Origin of the sequence: Streptococcus sp. HMSC072D03, assembly GCF_001812855.1 — a bacterium.
GTDB classification, from domain to species: Bacteria; Bacillota; Bacilli; order Lactobacillales; family Streptococcaceae; genus Streptococcus; species Streptococcus salivarius_D.
In genome coordinates this window covers 1-20,054 of record NZ_KV810618.1, presented here as the reverse complement: position 1 = coordinate 20,054, position 20,054 = coordinate 1, and the positions used below count along the sequence as shown (strand labels likewise).

General features: G+C 41.2%; 20 protein-coding genes and 1 pseudogene. 6 read left to right on the top strand and 15 right to left on the bottom strand.

Annotation, left to right across the window (positions count from 1 at the left end):
* Nucleotides 1–99: 99 nt before the first annotated feature.
* The 5 genes and pseudogenes from HMPREF2877_RS01695 to parE all read right to left on the bottom strand — a co-directional run bounded on the left by HMPREF2877_RS01695 (nt 100) and on the right by parE (nt 7,364).
* Nucleotides 100–330, bottom strand: a complete 231-nt coding sequence (locus HMPREF2877_RS01695) for a DUF2969 domain-containing protein (protein ID WP_002886057.1) — start codon at nt 328–330, stop codon at nt 100–102.
* Nucleotides 331–448: 118 nt separating this feature from the next.
* Nucleotides 449–1,480 (bottom strand): annotated as a pseudogene (locus tag HMPREF2877_RS01690) (branched-chain amino acid aminotransferase); the annotation flags it as partial.
* Between the two features lie 155 nt (nt 1,481–1,635).
* Complete coding sequence (gene parC / locus HMPREF2877_RS01685; RefSeq protein WP_070578379.1) at nt 1,636–4,092, bottom strand: DNA topoisomerase IV subunit A; 2,457 nt, start codon at nt 4,090–4,092, stop codon at nt 1,636–1,638.
* Nucleotides 4,093–4,710: 618 nt separating this feature from the next.
* Nucleotides 4,711–5,259: a hypothetical protein gene (locus tag HMPREF2877_RS01680; protein ID WP_070578376.1), complete on the bottom strand. Its 549-nt coding sequence runs from the start codon at nt 5,257–5,259 to the stop codon at nt 4,711–4,713.
* Between the two features lie 155 nt (nt 5,260–5,414).
* The gene (parE, locus tag HMPREF2877_RS01675) at nt 5,415–7,364 is read right to left on the bottom strand and encodes a DNA topoisomerase IV subunit B (protein WP_013990942.1); all 1,950 of its coding nucleotides are present in this window, start codon (nt 7,362–7,364) and stop codon (nt 5,415–5,417) included.
* Nucleotides 7,365–7,501: 137 nt separating this feature from the next.
* Here parE and plsY point away from each other — a divergent pair, with 137 nt between their 5' ends.
* Nucleotides 7,502–8,143 (top strand): glycerol-3-phosphate 1-O-acyltransferase PlsY, encoded by a 642-nt coding sequence (plsY, locus tag HMPREF2877_RS01670; RefSeq protein WP_013990943.1) that lies wholly within the window; start codon nt 7,502–7,504, stop codon nt 8,141–8,143.
* Between the two features lie 117 nt (nt 8,144–8,260).
* Here plsY and HMPREF2877_RS01665 read toward each other — a convergent pair whose 3' ends face one another.
* The 9 genes from HMPREF2877_RS01665 to HMPREF2877_RS01630 all read right to left on the bottom strand — a co-directional run bounded on the left by HMPREF2877_RS01665 (nt 8,261) and on the right by HMPREF2877_RS01630 (nt 15,047).
* Nucleotides 8,261–8,638, bottom strand: a complete 378-nt coding sequence (locus tag HMPREF2877_RS01665; RefSeq protein ID WP_002885939.1) for a helix-hairpin-helix domain-containing protein — start codon at nt 8,636–8,638, stop codon at nt 8,261–8,263.
* A 74-nt stretch (nt 8,639–8,712) separates the two neighbouring features.
* A complete protein-coding gene (locus HMPREF2877_RS01660) occupies nt 8,713–8,967 on the bottom strand; it encodes a DUF1912 family protein (RefSeq protein ID WP_002886199.1) in 255 nt (84 codons plus the stop codon).
* A gap of 112 nt (nt 8,968–9,079) precedes the next feature.
* Nucleotides 9,080–10,030, bottom strand: a complete 951-nt coding sequence (gene mmuM, locus HMPREF2877_RS01655) for a homocysteine S-methyltransferase (protein WP_045771885.1) — start codon at nt 10,028–10,030, stop codon at nt 9,080–9,082.
* Nucleotides 10,031–10,041: 11 nt separating this feature from the next.
* On the bottom strand, nt 10,042–11,418 hold the full coding sequence (locus tag HMPREF2877_RS01650) for an amino acid permease (protein WP_045771886.1): 1,377 nt from the start codon (nt 11,416–11,418) through the stop codon (nt 10,042–10,044).
* A 129-nt stretch (nt 11,419–11,547) separates the two neighbouring features.
* Nucleotides 11,548–12,147, bottom strand: coding sequence for a ribosome biogenesis GTP-binding protein YihA/YsxC (gene yihA / locus HMPREF2877_RS01645; protein WP_002885996.1), 600 nt, complete (start codon nt 12,145–12,147; stop codon nt 11,548–11,550).
* A gap of 9 nt (nt 12,148–12,156) precedes the next feature.
* Nucleotides 12,157–13,383, bottom strand: coding sequence for an ATP-dependent Clp protease ATP-binding subunit ClpX (gene clpX / locus HMPREF2877_RS01640; RefSeq protein ID WP_002890340.1), 1,227 nt, complete (start codon nt 13,381–13,383; stop codon nt 12,157–12,159).
* A 17-nt stretch (nt 13,384–13,400) separates the two neighbouring features.
* Nucleotides 13,401–13,571, bottom strand: coding sequence for a hypothetical protein (locus HMPREF2877_RS10795; RefSeq protein WP_002886174.1), 171 nt, complete (start codon nt 13,569–13,571; stop codon nt 13,401–13,403).
* A gap of 4 nt (nt 13,572–13,575) precedes the next feature.
* Nucleotides 13,576–14,079 carry a dihydrofolate reductase gene (locus tag HMPREF2877_RS01635; protein WP_045771887.1) on the bottom strand — a complete coding sequence of 168 codons (504 nt, stop codon included), beginning with the start codon at nt 14,077–14,079 and terminating at the stop codon, nt 13,576–13,578.
* 107 nt (nt 14,080–14,186) lie between these two features.
* Nucleotides 14,187–15,047 carry a thymidylate synthase gene (locus tag HMPREF2877_RS01630; RefSeq protein ID WP_045771888.1) on the bottom strand — a complete coding sequence of 287 codons (861 nt, stop codon included), beginning with the start codon at nt 15,045–15,047 and terminating at the stop codon, nt 14,187–14,189.
* Between the two features lie 483 nt (nt 15,048–15,530).
* Here HMPREF2877_RS01630 and HMPREF2877_RS01625 point away from each other — a divergent pair, with 483 nt between their 5' ends.
* The 5 genes from HMPREF2877_RS01625 to HMPREF2877_RS01605 all read left to right on the top strand — a co-directional run bounded on the left by HMPREF2877_RS01625 (nt 15,531) and on the right by HMPREF2877_RS01605 (nt 19,500).
* Nucleotides 15,531–16,697: a hydroxymethylglutaryl-CoA synthase gene (locus tag HMPREF2877_RS01625; protein WP_045771889.1), complete on the top strand. Its 1,167-nt coding sequence runs from the start codon at nt 15,531–15,533 to the stop codon at nt 16,695–16,697.
* 1 nt (nt 16,698) lies between these two features.
* The gene (locus HMPREF2877_RS01620) at nt 16,699–17,973 is read left to right on the top strand and encodes a hydroxymethylglutaryl-CoA reductase, degradative (protein WP_045771890.1); all 1,275 of its coding nucleotides are present in this window, start codon (nt 16,699–16,701) and stop codon (nt 17,971–17,973) included.
* Between the two features lie 159 nt (nt 17,974–18,132).
* The gene (locus tag HMPREF2877_RS01615; protein ID WP_045771891.1) at nt 18,133–18,582 is read left to right on the top strand and encodes a DUF1836 domain-containing protein; all 450 of its coding nucleotides are present in this window, start codon (nt 18,133–18,135) and stop codon (nt 18,580–18,582) included.
* Nucleotides 18,575–19,252, top strand: a complete 678-nt coding sequence (locus HMPREF2877_RS01610; protein ID WP_002886236.1) for a PAQR family membrane homeostasis protein TrhA — start codon at nt 18,575–18,577, stop codon at nt 19,250–19,252. The genes HMPREF2877_RS01615 and HMPREF2877_RS01610 overlap by 8 nt, the downstream gene beginning before the upstream one ends.
* Before the next feature lie 56 nt (nt 19,253–19,308).
* The gene (locus tag HMPREF2877_RS01605) at nt 19,309–19,500 is read left to right on the top strand and encodes a PspC domain-containing protein (protein WP_002886147.1); all 192 of its coding nucleotides are present in this window, start codon (nt 19,309–19,311) and stop codon (nt 19,498–19,500) included.
* Nucleotides 19,501–19,676: 176 nt separating this feature from the next.
* On the opposite strand, the gene HMPREF2877_RS01600 is transcribed toward HMPREF2877_RS01605, so the two are convergent.
* Nucleotides 19,677–19,994 carry a winged helix-turn-helix transcriptional regulator gene (locus HMPREF2877_RS01600; protein ID WP_045771892.1) on the bottom strand — a complete coding sequence of 106 codons (318 nt, stop codon included), beginning with the start codon at nt 19,992–19,994 and terminating at the stop codon, nt 19,677–19,679.
* Nucleotides 19,995–20,054: the final 60 nt, after the last annotated feature.

Below are 20,054 nucleotides of genomic sequence, written 5' to 3'. Positions count from 1 at the left end.
TTTACAGTCCGCCGCGTTTAGCCTCTTCGCTATCTCTCCTTAAGAACAAGAAATAGTATATCACAGTTTCTTGACCAAAGCAAGCCTTTACTTTGGATTTTAATGATTAAGATTGTATGATTCAATAATGGCAGCTACTGCATCATCCATTTTTTTGTGGAAACCTACAACATTTTCCTTGTCAACAACGGCAAACTTACCATCAATTTCCACAATTTGTCCGATGACTTTCTTACCAACAAGAAGTTCAAAACCTTCAATAGTTGCTTTATTGACGACTACTTTAGCATCATTAATTTGGATTTCAATTTTTTTATCTTTTTTACTCATAGATTTATACCCGATCCTTGGCTCGAGCCATCCTTTCTTAATGTATCTTCTTAATTCTACCGAAAAAGAAAAAAGCTTGCAAGAGCAAGCCTTAAAATAATCATTTATCTATTAAGAATTAGTCAACTTTGACAATCCATCCTTCTGGTGCTTCAACATCACCAAATTGGATACCTGTCAACTCATCATAAAGTTTACGTGTTACAGGACCTACTTCTGTTTCTGAATAGAAGATATGGAAGTCATCACCATGTTGTACCCCACCAATTGGTGAAATAACGGCAGCTGTACCACAGGCACCTGCTTCGACAAATTTATCCAATTCGGAAATCTTAACATCACCTTGGATAGCTTTCATGCCAAAGCGATTTTCAGCCAAGTAAAGCAATGAGAACTTAGTGATAGATGGCAAGATAGATGGGCTGAGTGGTGTAACGAATTCGTTATCGGCTGTGATACCAAAGAAGTTTGCAGAACCCACTTCTTCAATCTTAGTGTGAGTTGCTGGATCAAGGTAGATTACATCAGAGAAGTTACGGTCATGTGCAATCTTACCTGGCAACATACTTGCTGCGTAGTTACCACCAACCTTAGCAGCACCTGTACCATGTGGAGCAGCACGGTCATAATCATCTTGGATAAGGAAGTTTGTTGGAGCCAAACCACCTTTGAAGTAGTTACCTACTGGCATAGCAAAAATGGTAAAGATATACTCATCTGCTGGATGCACACCAATGATATCACCAACCCCAATCAACAATGGACGGAGATAAAGTGTTGCACCTGTACCATATGGTGGAACATATTCTTCATTTGCACGTACAACTTGTTTACATGCATCTACAAATTTGTCAACGGGAACTTGTGGCATCAAAAGACGATCCGCAGTACGTTGCAAACGTTTAGCATTTTCATCTGGACGGAACAATTGAATAGAGCCATCTTTAGTACGGTAAGCCTTGAGTCCTTCAAAAGCTTCTTGACCATAGTGAAGGGCTGGAGATGCTTCTGAAATATGCAAAGTCGCATCCTCAGTCAATTGCCCCTCATCCCATTTACCGTCTTTGTAATATGAGATATAACGGAATGGAAGTTTACGGTAATTAAATCCTAGATTTTCCCAGTCTAAATCAACTGTCATGTGTATGTCCTCTTTTCTGTTACTATGTGCTTTCTAGTATAGTCCTTTTCATTGAAAATTTCAAGGTTATGTTGCAAAATTCTGACAATTCTTTTTAAAACACTTATTTTGCCCATCAAAGAAAAAACTCTGCCCTCTAATAAGAGAACAAAGCTTTCTTATCTTTATCTTTCAATAATCTTGGCAGAAAAGACTTCTTTATCTGCTAATCCTTCAATGAAACTACCGTTGCTAGTACGGTCTGAAAGATTTAGAAGGGACAAGTCAACCTCTGCCGTTCCGCCTGTTGTTGCTGTTACAAGCAAGGTCTGAGGAGTCTCTTCCACTGGTGTTGCTAGAAGATCTATTTCGCCACCAGCATTTTCCGTAAAGACTGGACCCGCAGTAAAGACACGATGTGGTTTCGTCTTAAGCTCACGAAGAACTTGGAGACCTCGACCAGCTCGCTTAGCCTGTGGAATATCTGCTGTAGCTACACGTTTGAGACTAGCTCTTTGTGTCAGAAGGTAGAAACTTTGAGTATTTGCTACAAAAACAGCCTGAACGGTATCATCATCCTTAAGATTGATTGCCTTAACACCTGCTGCCTTAGCACCAACTACTGGCACTTCGTCTGCGTTAAAGCGAAGGGCATAACCCTTTTGAGTGATAATCATGATATCATCCAATTGAATCGGCGTAACCGTAACAATAAAATCACTATCATCCTTGAGTTTAGCGTATTTAACCGACTTAGACTTGTAGGTACGCCATGGTGTAAATTCCTTGCGTTCGAAACGTTTAATCTGACCCAGCTTGGTAGCTGCTAGGTAAGTACCTGTTTCAAAATCATCCAGGATTTCTGCGTAAAGCACTTCTTCATCCTTAGATAAATTGGTGATAGTTTGTGATAAATGCTCTCCCAAATCCTTCCAACGAATGTCTGGTAACTCATGGATTGGACGATAAATCACATTGGCCTGATTAGTGAAAATCAAGAGGTGTTGTGTCGTCTTAGCTTGCTGAACCAGAATCAAATCATCATCATCACGTTTTCCGACTTCGTCAATCGTTGAAGCATTGAAAGAACGTGGGCTTGTACGTTTGACGTAACCACCGCGAGTGATGCTGACATAGGTTTCTTCTTCAACAATCAAACTTGCAGTATCAATTTCAATGGTCTTGGTTTCTGCTTGCAACTCTGAACGACGGTCATTACCAAATTTCTTCTTAATGTCACGGAGTTCACGTTTCATGACATTAAACATGGTACGCTCATCACCAATGATAGCAGCCAAGGTTGCAATTTGTTCACGTAAATCAGCTTCCTCATTTTGGAGGGTGACAATATCCGTATTGGTCAAACGATAAAGCTGCAAGGTCACGATAGCTTCGGCTTGTTCTTCTGAAAAATCATAGCTGACCTTAAGATTTTCCTTAGCATCAGCCTTATTTTCAGAAGCTCGGATAAGAGCGATAACCTCATCCAAAATAGAGATAACTCGGATCAATCCTTCAACAATATGAAGACGTTTTTCAGCTTTTTCCTTGTCAAATTTTGAACGAGCAACAATAATATCACGACGGTGGGCAATATAGCTAGATAAAATCTTTTGTAAGCCAACTTGACGTGGGGTGAAATTATCAATAGCCACCATGTTGAAATTGTAGTTAACCTGAAGATCCGTATATTTCAAAAGGTAGTTAAGAATAGTTTGGCTGTCAGCATCCTTCTTAAGTTCAATAGCAATACGCAACCCTGTACGGTCAGACTCATCACGAACTTCTGCAATACCTGGAACCTTGTTATTAACACGAACATCATCGATTTTTTTAACAAGAACTGCCTTATTGACATCGTAAGGAATTTCAGTAACGATGATTTGTTCCTTGCCACCTTTGAGTTGTTCAATTTCAGTACGTGAACGCACAACGACGCGGCCCTTACCAGTTTCGTAGGCCTTACGAATCTCATCTTTACCCTGAATGATAGCCCCTGTTGGGAAATCTGGACCAGGCAAGAATTCCATCAATTTATCCAGTTTAGCAGATGGGTGATCAATCATGTAGACAACGGCATCGATGACTTCTGACAGATTATGCGGTGGAATGTCCGTGGCATAACCAGCAGAAATCCCTGTAGCACCATTAACCAAGAGGTTTGGAAAGGCTGCAGGTAAAACGGTTGGTTCCTTCTCTGTATCATCAAAGTTCCAAGCCCAAGGAACAGTGTTTTTATCGATATCTTGAAGAAGGTAGCCAGCAATCTCTGACAAGCGCGCCTCTGTATAACGCATAGCCGCTGGTGGATCACCATCCATAGAACCGTTGTTACCGTGCATTTCAACTAAGATTTCACGATTCTTCCAGTCCTGGGACATACGCACCATGGCGTCATAAATGGAACTATCGCCATGTGGGTGAAAATTCCCCATAATGTTACCCACCGACTTGGCAGATTTACGATAGCCCTTGTCATGGGTATTGCCATCCTTATTCATGGAATAAAGAATACGACGTTGAACGGGTTTCAAACCGTCACGAATGTCAGGAAGCGCACGCTCCTGAATAATGTATTTGGAGTAGCGTCCAAAACGCTCCCCCATGATGTCCTCAAGGGACATGTTTTGAATATTAGACATAAGATTTCTCTTTATTTTTTAGTTTAAGTAATGATTTGAAATAATGTGAAAGACAAATAGTAACTTTCCTACCTCACTGCCACGCCTCACAATGTCTTTCCTTGATTTTGCAACTGTAAAAGAATGGTTTTCACCTTCCTAATTTCTATTTCACCAACCACAAATTGAACGATTGTACTTATCGCAATTAAAATGAAGAATACACAAGATAGTGTCAATGAAGTAGAAAGTTCACCAAAGAATAAGATAAAGTTTATGAGTGTTAAACAAGTCATTATAGAGGCGTTGATTACGAGAACAGTAGCTAATGGGATACGAAATAACCTATAATGGTAGATACTTTTTAAAAGTGATGTGATACTACAAGCAACACTTAAGGGAGTAAAAACATACACATTATAGAAAACAAATAACAAACCCGAGTAGGTTCTATCTGAGAATGGATTATCTATCAAAGATAGAAGGAAGGTTACCACTACTAGTATAGGCAGAAGTAAAAAACGTGTTTTTATTGGTCGCTTTTTATAAACACTTAAATAAGCTATTGCCACTCCACAAACAGGAAGGACTATTTGAGGATAGTAAAGTATGAAACTTAATACCTTAGATAACATAGGTCTACCTCACATTGTCTTTTCCTGACTCAGCCATATAATCTTTATTTTTTTCGTTTTCCTTTCTCCCTATTATAGTTTGAGCAATACCGCTTGCCGCTAGGAGGATAAAAATAAGGTACATGGATGAATTTGGGAGAAATTCCAAAGTCCCTTGTAAGAAAAGTAGGTTGAGGAAAGCCAGTAATGTGGCGAAGAAACTATTAATCGCTAATAAGATTGAATAATTGGTTTGAAAGCGTGTTAAATGTAGAAGACTTTTTATAAAAGCTATTAGTGAGAATGGTACATAAAACACTGAAAAGACCATCAGGTAGTAAAAACCAAATAATAAGCCTGAGAATGGACTACCCAAATAATAATAGAGGGGGTTATCCAGCACGAAGATTATGAGGGAGACTATAGATAAGAGAAAAAGGATCAAAAAGCGTGTTTTTATAGGACGTATGCCATAAAAAATTAAGTATATAGCAGAAACAATAACCATAAGAATAATAGCAGGAACAGCTACATCTGCATGGTAAGCTAGGTAATCCATAACATTAAAATCCACTTTTCTACCTCCATTGATTTCTAGTCAATGACACTGCAAATAGTTAATAAATGATGTAGAAAATAATCAAATTGTTTCTTTATAATCCCAAATATCTATTGATAGTAAGCGCTCTCCCTAACTCTATCTTATTACATTCCCTTCTGGCCTGCAACTTAAAATGCGCCGCTTTCTTCCAAGGTAAATTTAACGTTATCTTCAATCCATTGACGGCGTGGTGCTGCCTTATCTCCCATAAGAACTGAGACACGACGTTCGGCACGCGCTAGGTCATCAATCGTTACTCGGATAAGGGTTCTTGTCTCAGGATCCATGGTTGTTTCCCACAGTTGGTCCGCATTCATCTCACCAAGCCCCTTGTAACGTTGAAGAATAGCTCCACGACCAAATTTTTGGCGAAGCTCCTCAAGTTCCCCATCAGTCCAAGCATATTCGACAACTTCCTTCTTACCTTTCCCTTTAGACATCTTGTAAAGAGGAGGCAAAGCGATATAAACGTGTCCTGCTTCAACCAGTGGACGCATATAACGATAGAAGAAAGTGAGCAAGAGGGTCTGGATGTGAGCCCCATCGGTATCGGCATCGGTCATGATGATAATCTTGTCGTAGTTGATATCGTCAAGGTTAAAATCAGCTCCAACACCTGCACCAATAGTGTAAATCATGGTATTGATTTCTTCATTTTTGAGAATGTCAGCCATTTTGGCCTTCTCAGTGTTTAGGACCTTACCTCGAAGAGGCAGGATAGCCTGGAATTTACGATCACGGCCTTGTTTGGCTGATCCACCGGCAGAGTCACCCTCGACCAGATAGAGTTCATTTTTCTTAGCATTTTTAGACTGGGCTGGCGTCAATTTCCCTGACAAGAGTCCCTTGTCTTTTTTATTTTTCTTGCCATTTCGGCTGGCATCACGCGCTTTTCTAGCAGCTTCACGGGCATCACGGGCCTTGATAGCCTTACGCACCAAGTTAGAAGCCAGATCTCCATTTTCCATAAGGAAGTAAGTCAGATGCTCTGAAACGATACTGTCAACAATCGGACGAGCTAAAGGAGATCCCAGTTTGTCCTTGGTTTGTCCTTCAAACTGAAGGTGTTCTTCAGGAACCAAAAGCGAGATAACTGCTGATAAACCTTCACGGTAATCTGACCCTTCGAGGTTCTTATCCTTTTCTTTGAGAAGACCCGTCTTACGCGCATAATCGTTAAGAGCCTTGGTAATGGCAGACTTGAAGCCTGTTTCGTGGGTGCCTCCGTCCTTAGTACGGACATTATTGACAAAGGAAAGGATATTGTCAGAGTAACCGTCATTATACTGAAGGGCTAATTCCAAGTGAAATTCTTGTTGATCTCCATCAATATAGATAACTGGTGTCAACGTTTCCTTGTCCTCATTCAGGTATGACACGAAGTCTTGAACCCCATTTTCATAGTGGAATTCTTCACGAACTTCTTCTTCGCCACGCAAGTCAGTCAATGTCATAGTGACATTCTTAAGAAGAAAGGCTGATTCTTTGAGACGCTCTGAGATAGTGTTAAATTTAAAGTCAGTTGTTGAAAAGATGCTCGCATCAGGCATAAAGGTAACTTTTGTACCTGTCTTAGACTTAGGCGCTTTACCAATCTTTTCAAGCCCTGTTACAGGGTGACCACCATTTTCAAAACGTTGGCGATAAACACTACCGTCACGGGTAATTTCTACCTCAAGCCAACTAGACAGCGCATTAACAACTGAGGAACCCACACCGTGAAGACCTCCAGAAGTCTTATAACCACCCTGTCCAAATTTACCACCAGCGTGGAGAACAGTGAAAATAACTTCAACTGTTGGTTTACCCATGGCATGCATACCTGTCGGCATCCCACGTCCAGAGTCAGAAACAGAAACGGAACCATCCTTATTTAGGGTAACAGCGATAACATCACCAAAACCAGAAAGAGCTTCATCGACCGCATTGTCGACAATCTCCCAAACGAGGTGGTGAAGTCCTGTTCCATCTGTTGAGCCAATGTACATTCCAGGGCGCTTGCGAACCGCATCCAACCCTTCTAGTACCTGAATGGCATCATCATTATAATTATTTACATTAATTTCTTTTTTAGCCAAGAGTGACCTCCAAAATTTTCATCCTTATTATTTTATAAGTTTTCAGAAGAATTTGCAAAAGAAATCAAGAAAGTCCAAAAGATATCTTAAGGCTGACTGACTTTGTCAATTACTAGGCTGTATGCTATAATTATCTCATGAAAATCTTATTGTTAATCCTAATCGCCTACTTGCTAGGTTCCATTCAGACCGGCCTCTGGATTGGGAAACTATTCTTCCACACCAATCTTCGTGAGCATGGCTCTGGAAATACTGGAACAACCAATACCTTTCGTGTTCTAGGTAAGACTGCTGGTACCATCACCTTCTTGGTGGATATGTTCAAGGGTACCTTGGCTGTTCTTCTACCTATCTGGCTTGGTGTTACAGAGGTTTCACCTCTAGTTATTGGTTTCTTTGCCATTATCGGACATGTTTTTCCAATCTTTGCTGGATTTAAAGGTGGGAAGGCCGTTGCGACAAGTGCCGGGGTGCTTCTTGGTTTCGCCCCACTCTACTGTGTCTTCCTACTCTTGGTCTTTGCCCTAACACTCTATCTAACCAGCATGATCTCATTTTCTAGTGTCACTGCTGCAATTGTTGGACTGATTACCTTGGCTGTGTTTCCAGCCATCCACTTCTTGCTAGATGGCTATGACCTTATTTTCACTGGGGTCCTTACCATCATGGCTTTGATTATTATCTTCCGCCACACTGAAAATATGGGGCGAATCCGTAGGCATCAAGAAAACTTGGTACCTTTTGGACTTAATTTAACCAAACAAAATCCAAATAAATAATACAGATCTATCAACCACTAGCAAAAAGCTAGTGGTTTTCTTGTTCTCCTAATCAAACAATGCTTTCCAAGTCAAAGAATAAAGATCCGAAGTCTACACCTCGGATCTTTTTTAGGCTTAAGCTTTAAAGCTAACACCATTTTCTTTCAATTTTTTAACTGTCGCAGGTCCGACACCCTTGAGGGCAAGAACTTCTTCTTCAGTCACAGTAGCAAAAGCCTCTGCTGAAGTCAAACCTTCATTGTAAAGAGTCTCTACAAGGTTTGAACGAAGGCCTTCAACTTCTGGAAGTTCTGCAAAAGCTTCAAGACTAAGGTCTTTAGCTGCTACTTCTTCCTTAGCAACTGTCTTAGTTTCAGCAACAGGTTGTGGTGCTACTGGTGGCACTGGTGGAACAGGCGCAACTGGTGGGACAGGGGCTTTAACATTATTGAAAAGTCCTTGTTTTTTCAAACGGTGTTTAAAAGCTTTCTTTTTATTTTTTACTTTAGCCATGTTTAGTATTCTCCTATTTTAATCGGCGACACCTTTCCATAAAGTACTGTCGCCATTTTCTTTTTCATCCTCTATTAATAGTGACGTTCCCCGAACAAGCCATCTGGCATATCATGGAAACCTTTGCCAGCACGATAGTTGGCAAACTTGCCAATTAGGAAATTGTAAGCATCCAATTTGGCTTCATAACGGTAACTTGCATCACGTGCACGCTCATCGCCATCTTCTTCCCAGATTTTCTTGCTAGCGGCCAAGGCCGTTTCGTTTACTTTAACTTGGGTAACAACCCAGGCTTCGAAGTCTTTTAGAAATTCTTGTTCGTAGGTCATATTTTCCTCTTCATTTTAAAAACCAGCTTAACGCTGGCTTCATTTTCTACTAATAGTGTGTAGAGCTAATAGCCTTACAGTCTCCTATTATAACAAATAATTAGAAATTTGACTAGGTTCTAAATTCTGTATATAGGGCCTTAATGTCATTTGGACGTGTGCGACAGCAACCACCTAAAATCTTAACCCCAAACTGATTATGCCAATCCTTGCTGTGTTCAACTAAAGTCAGAGCATCCTTGTCTTTAGGTTTCCAAGTCTGCGTACTACCATCATAAACCTCACCTGAATTAGGGTAAGTAATAAGGGATTTTCCAACATTTTTAAGAATAGTAAGAGCCTGGTCATAAAGTATAGGCGAACTACAGTTGATTCCTAATGCCAAGATTTGTTCTGACCGGGAAACCAACTCAGCAACCTCTTCTAAAGAAGTACCGTCACTAATAGCATCTGGTACTTGGACGGTAAAACTGATATAGGCTTCTGCTTCTGGAAATTCTTCTGCCAAGAGTTCAACCAAGGCTTGTGCTTCTAGACGATTAGGAATGGTCTCTAAAGCCAACAAATCAACACCCTGATCTAGGAGAATTTGAATTCGAGGACGGTGAAAATCTTTAAGCTGCTCGATGGTAATCTGACCATAATCACCAGTATACTCAGAACCATTGGCCAAATAGGCTGCGTAGGGCCCAACATCTCCAGAAATCAAGGGATAGGGACGTTTTGCTTTCTCAGACTCATCTAGAACTGCCCATACCTTATCACGCGCAGCCTTTGCCAAGTGGACTGTCAAGGCAATAACCTGTTCTGCTTCTCTTTCAGTAAGCCCCGCTTCTACCAAACCTGGTAAAGTCGCTTGATAAGACGATGTCGTAATCAAGTCAGACCCAGCAGCTACATAGGTTTCGTGGATTTTTTGAATGACCTTTGGTTTTTCAAGAAGGTACTTGGCTGACCAGAGTTTCCCAGAAATATCATATCCCAAGGTCTCCATCTCTGTTCCCAGAGCCCCATGAAGAATGAGGGGAGATTTATTCTCTAAATAATCTTTAAATATTGCCATGCAAGGCCTCCTTACCATTTTTTAAAGCGAAGGTAGTGATAAAGGTAACAGAAAATCATGAAAGGAATACCAAAATAAAGTCCTGCACGCTGTGAACTATCCCAAGCAATACCAAGAACAGAAATGGCCAAGAGAATGATGGTGATATAAGGAAGAATTGGATTAAAGGGTGTCTTGTAATCCAACTCATCGTCGGAATGTTCTCGATTCCACTGTTTTCGGAAATTAATTTGAGCCATAGGAATAGAAAGCCATACGACAACAACCGCAAAACCAGCAATTGATACCAAGGCTAGATAAACTGTATCTGCTGCATAGATACTTGAAAAGAGCGATAAAACTGCTCCTGCCATGGAAATCAAAAGGGCTGTCATTGGAACGCCATGCTTATTGATTTTCACTAGTTTTTTATTGAGCATCCCCTCATTGGCCAGAGACCAAAGCATACGACTTGACGCATAGAGTCCAGAGTTTCCAGCAGAAAGGATAGCTGTCAAGATGACAAAATTCATGATATCTGCCGCAAATGGAATTCCCATCTTATCAAAGACATCAACGAAAGGTGCTGAAGATACCCCTGCTTCTTTCATGGGAAGAAGCGAGGCCAAGACCACAATGGTCAAGACAAAGAAGATAACCAAGCGTCCAATCGTTGTTTTAATAGCTCGTGGAACAGCCTCTTTAGGATTGTCTGTTTCACCAGCCGCAATACCAATTAACTCTGTACCTGAAAAGGCATAGTTAACCGCCAACATGACCGACACAATAGCAATACCGCCATTTGGAAAGAGACCATTGGCCGTCAAGTGCTTGAACATAATGGCCTCATGGTGACCATCAAAACTCACCAATCCAAACATAGCCCCTAGCCCCAGAATAATGAAAACCATGATAGCAATGACTTTTATTGACGAGAAGAAGGATTCCGCTTCCGCAAATGACCTCACACTCAGAGCATTAATCCCAAAAATCACCAAGGCAAAGAATGCCGCAAAAATCCAAGCCGGAACTGATGGAAACCAACGTTGCATCAACATGGCAGCACCCAGAAATTCTGTTCCCAGGGCTACCGTCCAACAAATCCAATAAAGCCAAGCTACTGTAAAGCCGGTCCCCGGACTGATAAATTTAGTAGCATAGGTGTGAAAGGATCCCGTTACTGGCATGGCAACAGCTAGCTCACCTAATGAAAGCATGACCAAGTAAACAACAATAGCTCCCACAAGATAAGATAGGATAGCTCCAAGGGGTCCAGCTTGTGCAATCGTATAGCCTGAACTCAAGAAAAGACCAGTACCAATGACACCACCCAGCGATAGCATAAAGAGGTGTCGAGAAGTCATCTTCCGTTGGAACTGACCCTCATTTTCATAATTATGGTTTTCCATAGATTCCTCCAATATATGTGATAAAACAAGCTTATCACAATATTATCCCCTTGGATAATAAGTGAAAACTATCAAAGAGATAGTTAAAGACTATCACATGAAAAAAACTCGGATTTCTCCGAGCTTTTCTTACAATTCTGCCAATATCGTATCCCATGCTTCATCATAACCGTCACGTGTGACAGATGAAAAGACGATGAAATGGTCATTTTTATCAAAATTGAGTTTTTTCTTAATGATAGATTCGTGCTTGTTCCATTTTCCGCGAGGAATCTTGTCAGCCTTAGTCGCCACAACGATCACTGGAATTTCATAATACTTAAGAAATTCATACATTTGAATATCATCTTGAGTTGGTTCATGTCGGAGGTCAACCAAGCTAACAACCACACGAAGATTGTCTCGAGTCACGAGATACTCCTCAATCATTTTGCCCCATTTGGCACGTTCTTTTTTGGACACACGGGCATAACCGTAACCTGGCACATCCACAAAGCGTAGCTTGTCGTCAATATTGTAGAAATTGAGCAACTGAGTTTTTCCTGGTTTCCCAGATGTACGTGCGAGGTTTTTACGACCAAGAAGGGTATTGATAAAGCTTGATTTACCAACATTCGAGCGTCCTGCTAGGGCAACCTCAGGGAGGTCATCTTGGGGATAGTGACTCTTATTCGCCGCACTGAGCAAAATCTCAGCATTGTGCGTATTTAGGACTTGTTCTTCAGCCATAGGTCCTCCTTACGCTGTTTCCAAAACTGGAGCAGCTGTACCGTCAACGGCTTCTTTGGTAATGCGAACCTTAGTCACATCTTCCTGGCTAGGAATTTCAAACATGACATCCATCATAACTTCTTCAATGATAGAGCGAAGCCCACGCGCACCAGTCTTACGTTCAATCGCCTTACTTGCAATAGCTTCAAGAGCATCCTGATCAAACTCAAGTTCAACTCCATCATAAGACAAGAGGGTTTGATACTGTTTAACCAAGGCATTTCTAGGCTCTGTCAAGATACGAACCAAGTCGTCAACCGTTAACTGTTCAAGGGCAGCAAGGACTGGCAAACGTCCGATAAACTCAGGGATAAGACCGAATTTTTGGATATCTTCAGCCACAATTTCTTGCATGTATGATGAGTCATCATCAATAGCCTTATTATTTTGACCAAAACCAATGATTTTCTCACCAAGACGTTGCTTAACGATATCTTCGATACCATCAAAAGCACCACCCACGATAAAGAGAATATTCTTCGTATCAATTTGAATCATCTCTTGGTTAGGGTGTTTACGACCACCTTGAGGGGGAACACTAGCTACTGTTCCTTCAATAATCTTCAAGAGGGCTTGTTGAACCCCTTCACCAGAAACGTCACGAGTGATTGATACGTTTTCACCTTTTTTAGCAATCTTATCAATCTCGTCGACATAGATAATCCCACGTTCCGCACGTTCAATATTGAAGTCTGCCGCTTGGATCAGTTTGAGCAGGATATTTTCCACGTCCTCACCCACATAACCTGCCTCTGTCAATGAGGTCGCATCCGCAATCGCGAAAGGAACATTCAAGCTACGAGCCAAGGTCTGAGCCAGGAAAGTCTTCCCTGAACCAGTCGGTCCAATCATGAGAATATTCGATTTTTGCAAATCCACATCATTGTCTTCACGACTTTCTGTGAAGTTGATACGTTTATAGTGGTTGTAAACAGCTACCGCCAAGGCACGTTTAGCACGGTCTTGCCCCACGACATAGTTGTTCAAAATATCCAAAAGTTCTTTTGGCTTTGGTGTCTCAGCCAAGTCAGCCAAAACTTCTTCTGCCATTTCCTCACGAATGATTTCTTGTGACAAGGCCACACATTCGTTACAGATAAAGACGCCATTCCCAGCGATAATTTTCTTTACTTCTTCTTGGTTTTTGCCACAAAATGAACAATAAACCATTTCTTCATTACGATTTCCAGCCATTTATTCCTCACTCTTTTCTAAAATAGGGTGCCATAGAAGGCGTGAATAGTATTGACAAGGTTAGTAAAAGCATTTAAAAAGAGAAAAACTGCTAACCCATAACGTTTCTTGCGAAAGGCAGGAATGGCAGAGAGCACACAAAGTACTCCCAATAATGCAGTAAATAACCCAAAAACACTACGTTGCATGAACCTAGTCTCCTTCTTTTTCATAGCGACTTATACTAAAGTCGTAGGCATTTTTATCATCCTTGGCCACACGTTCGTGTGATACCTCTTTAAATGCCGTCATATCTAGTTGTGGAAAATACGTGTCACCCTCTAAATCAGCCTCAATAGTTGTCTTGATGAATGCATCATAATGTCCATCAAAAGCCTTGTAGACACCAGCACCACCAGCAATATAGAGGTCCTTGTCTTGCTGTTCAAACCAAGCTAGAGCTTCCTCAACACTCGTAACAGTCGTTACACCCTCACACTTGAAGTCCTTATCACGTGTCAAAATCAAGGTTTCACGTCCTGGTAGGCAACGACGATTCATGCCATCAAAGGTCACGCGCCCCATGAGAATTGCTGAACCCATAGTCGTTTTTTTGAAATGTGCTAGTTCAGCAGGCAAGTGCCAAGGCATGGTGTGATTCTTCCCAATAACATGGTTATGAGCTTCCGCCCAAATAGCAATGAGTTGTTTAGCCACGGTATTTCCTTTTCTTTTTAAGTTTACAATCCATTCTAACAAAAAAAGAGAAAAAGAGCTTGGAAAAACTTTGCCAGCTCTTTATAGGCCTAATTCATAAGCATTTATTAAATTGCTAAGTCAAATTTGAGTTGGGGTTTAACAGGATCATAGTCAACCAATTCAAAATCTTCTGGTTTAATATCGAAGAAATTAGTTCCATCAGGAATATTAAGGACCAAACGCGGTTGGCAATCAGATGGCTGACGTTTGAGAAGTTCCTCGGCTTGCTCAAATTGATTGTCATAGATATGGAGGTTGTTGATGAAATAAAAGAATTTACCAACTTTCCAACCAAAGTGCTTGGCAATCATCATCTGAAGAGCCACATACTGCATGGCATTAATATGATGAGCCACCAGCATATCGTTAGAACGTTGCGTCAAAGTGGCGTCCAAATAAATGTCCTCGCCCACACGGCGAACGTCAAACATAGTTTGGAAGGCACAAGGCTGAAGTCCTGCTGTCGCCTCGAAGGCCTCGTAATCCCAAAGGGAAATGACATTGCGACGGTTCCACGGATTAGCCTCCAACTGAGCCAGCAAACGGTTAATGATATCATGCTTCTTAACAACCGCCCCATAACGCTGACCGATTGAACGCTTGTCTCCATTATTGGCAGGCACACCTTCAACTTCCCAGTCATTCCAATAGTGCACGTTATACTTGTCTTCAAGGACATCTAGGCTGTTTGTCTGGTCTTGATAAATCCAAAACACTTCTTTGATGGCAGATTTGATAGCGATAGGACGAAGAGTGGTAATTGGAAACTCTCCCTTGCTCAAGTCATATTCTGCAAAAGCTCCAGTGATGTATTTGGAGTTGGCTGTGGTGCCATCCTTGTATTTAGGACGTGCTTGCTCCGACCAAACGCCTTCTTCCATGATTTTAGTGATATTTTCTTTAAAAATAGTGTCTGCTTTTGTCATGATTTTCCTCTTTATTCTATTGAAAACAAAGTATTTTTTGAGACTTCCCTTAAGTGATTACGGACGTCTGCGAACTTCTTCGAAGTTCCAAGACTAATTTTTGAGCCTATGGTCTCAAAAATTCCGAGTGTCTGTAAACAAAACACTTTATTTACAGACACTTATCTCACAGCGGAAAGTCTCACTTAACGCTCGCAATGATTTCAATATATAACAGCAATTTTACTTTTCTAACATAGCTAAAAAACAAGTAGATTACCACTTCAATTTTACCCTATTCTGGTGTAAATGAGAACTAAAAGCTATGGGAATAGTAAAAGTAAGTCATTTAAAATCCGCTAGTCCTCATCAAAAAAGAAGACAACAAATAAGATATAACTAACTATCAAAGTTTTTTCAAGGCGAAAGCGCTCTTTTATGGTAAAATCACTATAGATTAGTATCTTCTGGATACTCTACAATGAAGAAAAAAGGAAACATCATATGTCTATTGGAATTGATAAGATTGGTTTTGCGACCAGTCAATATGTTCTAAACATGGCTGATCTCGCTCTTGCCCGTGGGGCGGAGCCTGAAAAATTCAGCAAGGGGCTGATGCTTGATGCAACCAGTATTACGCCGATTACAGAAGATATCGTGACGCTTGCCTCTAATGCGGCGGCTGATATTTTAAATGACGACGACAAAAAAGCTATCGATATGGTCATCGTGGCTACTGAGTCTTCTATCGACCAGTCCAAGGCTGCTGCTGTCTATGTTCACAGCCTCTTAGGTATTCAACCTTTTGCCCGTTCTTTTGAAATGAAGGAAGCTTGCTATGCTGCAACTGCTGGTCTTAACTATGCTAAGTTGCATGTGGCAACTCACCCAGATAGCAAAGTTCTGGTTATCGCTAGTGATATTGCCCGCTATGGTGTGAAATCTTCTGGTGAATCAACTCAGGGAGCTGGTGCTGTAGCTATGCTAGTCAGTCAGAATCCACGTATTTTGGAACTTGCTGATGATAATGTGGCACAAACTCGTGATGTCATGGACTTCTGGCGTCCAAACTACAGTTCAACGCCTTATGTTCAAGGCATCTATTCAACCAAGCAGTACCTTGACAGTTTGAAGACAACTTGGGCAGCTTATCAAGAACGCCATCAGGCTGACTTTGCTGATTTTGCCGCTTTTTGTCTCCATCTTCCTTATCCTAAGCTAGCTCTTAAGGGACTTAACAAGATTATTCCAAAAGATTTGAATCCAGAGAACAAAGAGCATCTGACAAACAACTTCGATGCTTCAATTACCTATAGTCGTCAAATTGGAAATATCTATACAGGGTCACTCTATCTTGGACTTCTTTCTTTGCTTGAACAGTCGCAAGACCTTAAAGCCGGAGATAAGATCGGTTTCTTCTCTTACGGTTCTGGAGCTGTTTCTGAAATTTTCTCAGGACGTCTGGTTGAAGGTTACAAAGACCTGCTTCGTTCGGACCGCCTAGATACCTTTGCCAAGCGTCAACACTTGAGCGTTGCTGATTATGAAAAACTTTTCTATGAAGAGGCTCAGTTGGATGACACTGGTTCTACTCAATTCGCTGATTACCAAACCGGAGCTTTCCGTTTAGCTGAAATCTCTGAACACCAACGTATCTACAAAGGAAATTAATATGACTAAACTCTCTTGGACTGGTTTTTCCAAGAAGACACCGCAAGAACGTAAAGAGCATTTGAAAACGAATGCTCTTTTGTCTCAGGAAAATCAAGATCTTCTGGATAAGGACCAACAACTCACCCTTGAAACAGCCAATCAAATGGCTGAAAATGTTATTGGTCGATTCACACTCCCCTTTGCCATTTGCCCAGATGTATTGGTAGATGGTGTGACCTATCAGGTTCCCATGGTTACCGAGGAACCCTCAGTTGTGGCTGCTGCTTCCTACGCTAGCAAGCTCATTAAGCGTTCTGGTGGTTTCACGACTACGATTCATGACCGTCAGATGATTGGCCAAGTTGCCCTCTTTGACGTTCCTGATAAGGATGATGCTTCAAGAAAAATTCAAGCAGCCAGTCAGAACCTTATAGAGATTGCCAAAGAGGCTCACCCTTCTATTGTTAAGCGTGGGGGTGGCCCTCGCAAGCTCTGGACTGAGACGAAAGGAGAATTCCTCATTGTCTATTTAGCCGTTGATACCCAAGAAGCCATGGGAGCCAATATGGTCAACACTATGATGGAAGCCCTGGTGCCAGAATTGGAAAAACTCTCAAAAGGTCAAAGCCTCATGGCTATTCTCTCAAATCTAGCCACTGAGAGTCTTGTGACAGCGACTTGTCGTCTTAGCACACGCTTCCTCAGTCGTAATAAGGAAGAGGCACATGACTTAGCCAAGAAAATGGAGATGGCTAGCCAACTGGCTCAGGTGGACCCTTACCGAGCAGCTACCCATAACAAGGGAATTTTCAATGGTATCGATGCCCTAGTTATCGCGACCGGAAACGATTGGCGAGCAGTTGAGGCCGGTAGCCATGCCTATGCAAGCAAGGATGGTAGCTACCGTGGTCTGTCCACATGGACTTATGATCAGGAAGCTAAGGAACTAGTTGGAGAATTAACCCTCCCCATACCAATCGCAACTCGTGGCGGTTCAATTGGACTTAACCCCACTGCTTCTATCGCCCATGACTTGCTTAATCATCCAGATGCTAAAACACTAGCCAGTATCATCGTCTCTCTTGGTTTGGCACAAAATCTAGCTGCTCTCAAAGCTCTGACTTCAACAGGAATCCAAGCAGGACATATGAAACTCCAAGCCAAATCTCTAGCCTTGTTAGCTGGGGCTAGTCCTGAAGAGATGCCTCAAGTTTTGGCTGAACTTCTCAAGGCCAAACATATGAACCAAGAAACTGCACAAGCAATTTTGGAGAAACTCAGAAACCATAAATAGTGCATCAGAAGCAATACACTCTGCCTAATCACATAAAAAATAAAGATGTTGGAAATTTTATCTCAACATCTTTTTCATATCTCACAAGTTCTGACTTGACTTGAATTTCTATAATGTTATAATCTAGTTATGAAAACTAGATAAAGAGGTTTTTATAATTTGACAACACAACAATACCCTCTCTGGGAAGAATTACCAGAGATTGAACTCTATTTGGATCAGGTTTTGCTCTATGTCAACCAGGTCACCCAAAGCACTTTGGGACCAAACGACAAGGGGCTAACCGCCTCTATGGTCAATAATTATGTCAAACATGGCCATGTCGCAAAACCCATCAAGAAAAAATATAATGCTGCTCAGGTAGCTAGACTTATTGTCATCACTAGTCTAAAGACCGTCTTTGAGATTTCTGAGATTGCTAAAACCTTGGAAATCCTACGAACAGATGCTGAAAGTCAAAAGAGCTACTACAATGACTTTGTAGCCTGTATGAATGGTCAGTTTCCCCAAGAAGCTCCGCAAGTCATACTCTCAGCCTGTCAGACACTGCAATGCTACCGAGCTACCCATCAACTTTTGAACAACCTTGAAGGAGGAAATAATGTCTAATACTGCTACTTTTAATACTTCTCCCAACCTCAAACTCAGTAAAAAACTAAGCTTTGGTGAGGAAGTTGCCAACAGTGTGACTCACGCCGTCGGAGCTGTGGCCATGTTGGTCTTACTGCCAATTACTGCTGTTCATGCCAACAACGGCTACGGCATGACTGCTGCGGTCGGGATGTCTGTTTTCGTTATCAGCCTTTTCCTCATGTTTTTGAGCTCAGCCATCTACCATGCTATGGATTACAACTCACCCCACAAGATGGTTCTAAGAATTATTGACCACAGCATGATTTATATCGCCATTGCTGGAAGCTACACCCCTGTTGCCCTCTCACTGGTTGGCGGTTGGCTAGGCTATAGCATCATCATCCTCCAATGGGGAACAACCATTTTTGGTATTCTCTATAAAATCTTTGCTAAAAAAATCAATGAAAAGTTCTCCCTCTTCCTCTATCTGATGATGGGATGGTTGGTTATCTTCATTATTCCAGCTATCGTTACTAAGACAGGGCCAGCCTTTTGGGGACTTATGCTTGCCGGAGGATTGTCATACACGGTCGGGGCAGCTTTTTACGCTAAGAAAAAACCATACTTCCACATGATTTGGCATCTCTTCATCATGCTGGCTTCAGCACTCCAATATCTGGGTATCGTCTACTTCATGCTTCCTTAAGCTAATACTAGACCGCAAGTTGTTATGGTATAATAAGGCATACGGAGGTAAATCATATGAAAAAAGAACTCAGACGAGATCCAAACAACAAAATCATTGCCGGTGTTTGTTCTGGTATCGCTAAATATCTTGACATTGACCCTGTCATTATTCGCCTCATTTGGGCTGCAGCGATTTTCTTATTCGGAACAGGCTTTCTTTTCTACATCATTTGCTGGATTATTATCCCAGAAGAAAGCAAGTGGTAAGCTATCATTGAATATACAAAAAAAGGTTTGCCAATTGGTAAACCTTTTTTAGATTGAAGATAAAGTTTTTGGAATTTCTTTAGATAATATCGACTATTAGATGAACTTGTCCAGTGGATGATTTCAGGAATCTATGAAGCTCCACTATGTATTATTCATATTAGCAAACAATAACCTTATTCTCGTGAAAGTAAGTCTTCATGGTCTCTAATCCACTTTTTTATTTGGTATAAAAGTGGTAAAAAATCTTTTCCCAAATCAGTTAAACCATAATAAACAGGAGAACCTGTACTAGCTTTTCCTTCACGACTAATGATATTAATTGACTCTAATTCACGAAGATTTTGAGCAAGAACTTTTCGAGATATAGGCTTCAACCTTCTTTCAAGTTCTGCAAAATGAAGTGTCTCATTTTCTAACGTTAAGATAATAAATATAGCCCATTTCCCTAACAAAGGTTGAGCAAGCTTGCGTAAATAGATTTCGTTTTCCATGTTACCTCTAGGTACCTTCTTTTTATCAGTCTTGAATTGTCAAATTAAGTGCATACTTTC

What these genes read in the sequence shown, in the direction of transcription:
- HMPREF2877_RS01695 (WP_002886057.1), bottom strand. Translation starts at nt 330, where the DNA reads ATGAGTAAAAAAGATAAAAAAATTGAAATCCAAATTAATGATGCTAAA.
- parC (WP_070578379.1), bottom strand. Translation starts at nt 4,092, where the DNA reads ATGTCTAATATTCAAAACATGTCCCTTGAGGACATCATGGGGGAGCGT.
- plsY (WP_013990943.1), top strand. Translation starts at nt 7,502, where the DNA reads ATGAAAATCTTATTGTTAATCCTAATCGCCTACTTGCTAGGTTCCATT.
- HMPREF2877_RS01665 (WP_002885939.1), bottom strand. Translation starts at nt 8,638, where the DNA reads ATGGCTAAAGTAAAAAATAAAAAGAAAGCTTTTAAACACCGTTTGAAA.
- HMPREF2877_RS01660 (WP_002886199.1), bottom strand. Translation starts at nt 8,967, where the DNA reads ATGACCTACGAACAAGAATTTCTAAAAGACTTCGAAGCCTGGGTTGTT.
- mmuM (WP_045771885.1), bottom strand. Translation starts at nt 10,030, where the DNA reads ATGGCAATATTTAAAGATTATTTAGAGAATAAATCTCCCCTCATTCTT.
- HMPREF2877_RS01650 (WP_045771886.1), bottom strand. Translation starts at nt 11,418, where the DNA reads ATGGAAAACCATAATTATGAAAATGAGGGTCAGTTCCAACGGAAGATG.
- yihA (WP_002885996.1), bottom strand. Translation starts at nt 12,147, where the DNA reads ATGGCTGAAGAACAAGTCCTAAATACGCACAATGCTGAGATTTTGCTC.
- clpX (WP_002890340.1), bottom strand. Translation starts at nt 13,383, where the DNA reads ATGGCTGGAAATCGTAATGAAGAAATGGTTTATTGTTCATTTTGTGGC.
- HMPREF2877_RS10795 (WP_002886174.1), bottom strand. Translation starts at nt 13,571, where the DNA reads ATGCAACGTAGTGTTTTTGGGTTATTTACTGCATTATTGGGAGTACTT.
- HMPREF2877_RS01630 (WP_045771888.1), bottom strand. Translation starts at nt 15,047, where the DNA reads ATGACAAAAGCAGACACTATTTTTAAAGAAAATATCACTAAAATCATG.
- HMPREF2877_RS01625 (WP_045771889.1), top strand. Translation starts at nt 15,531, where the DNA reads ATGTCTATTGGAATTGATAAGATTGGTTTTGCGACCAGTCAATATGTT.
- HMPREF2877_RS01620 (WP_045771890.1), top strand. Translation starts at nt 16,699, where the DNA reads ATGACTAAACTCTCTTGGACTGGTTTTTCCAAGAAGACACCGCAAGAA.
- HMPREF2877_RS01610 (WP_002886236.1), top strand. Translation starts at nt 18,575, where the DNA reads ATGTCTAATACTGCTACTTTTAATACTTCTCCCAACCTCAAACTCAGT.
- HMPREF2877_RS01605 (WP_002886147.1), top strand. Translation starts at nt 19,309, where the DNA reads ATGAAAAAAGAACTCAGACGAGATCCAAACAACAAAATCATTGCCGGT.
- HMPREF2877_RS01600 (WP_045771892.1), bottom strand. Translation starts at nt 19,994, where the DNA reads ATGGAAAACGAAATCTATTTACGCAAGCTTGCTCAACCTTTGTTAGGG.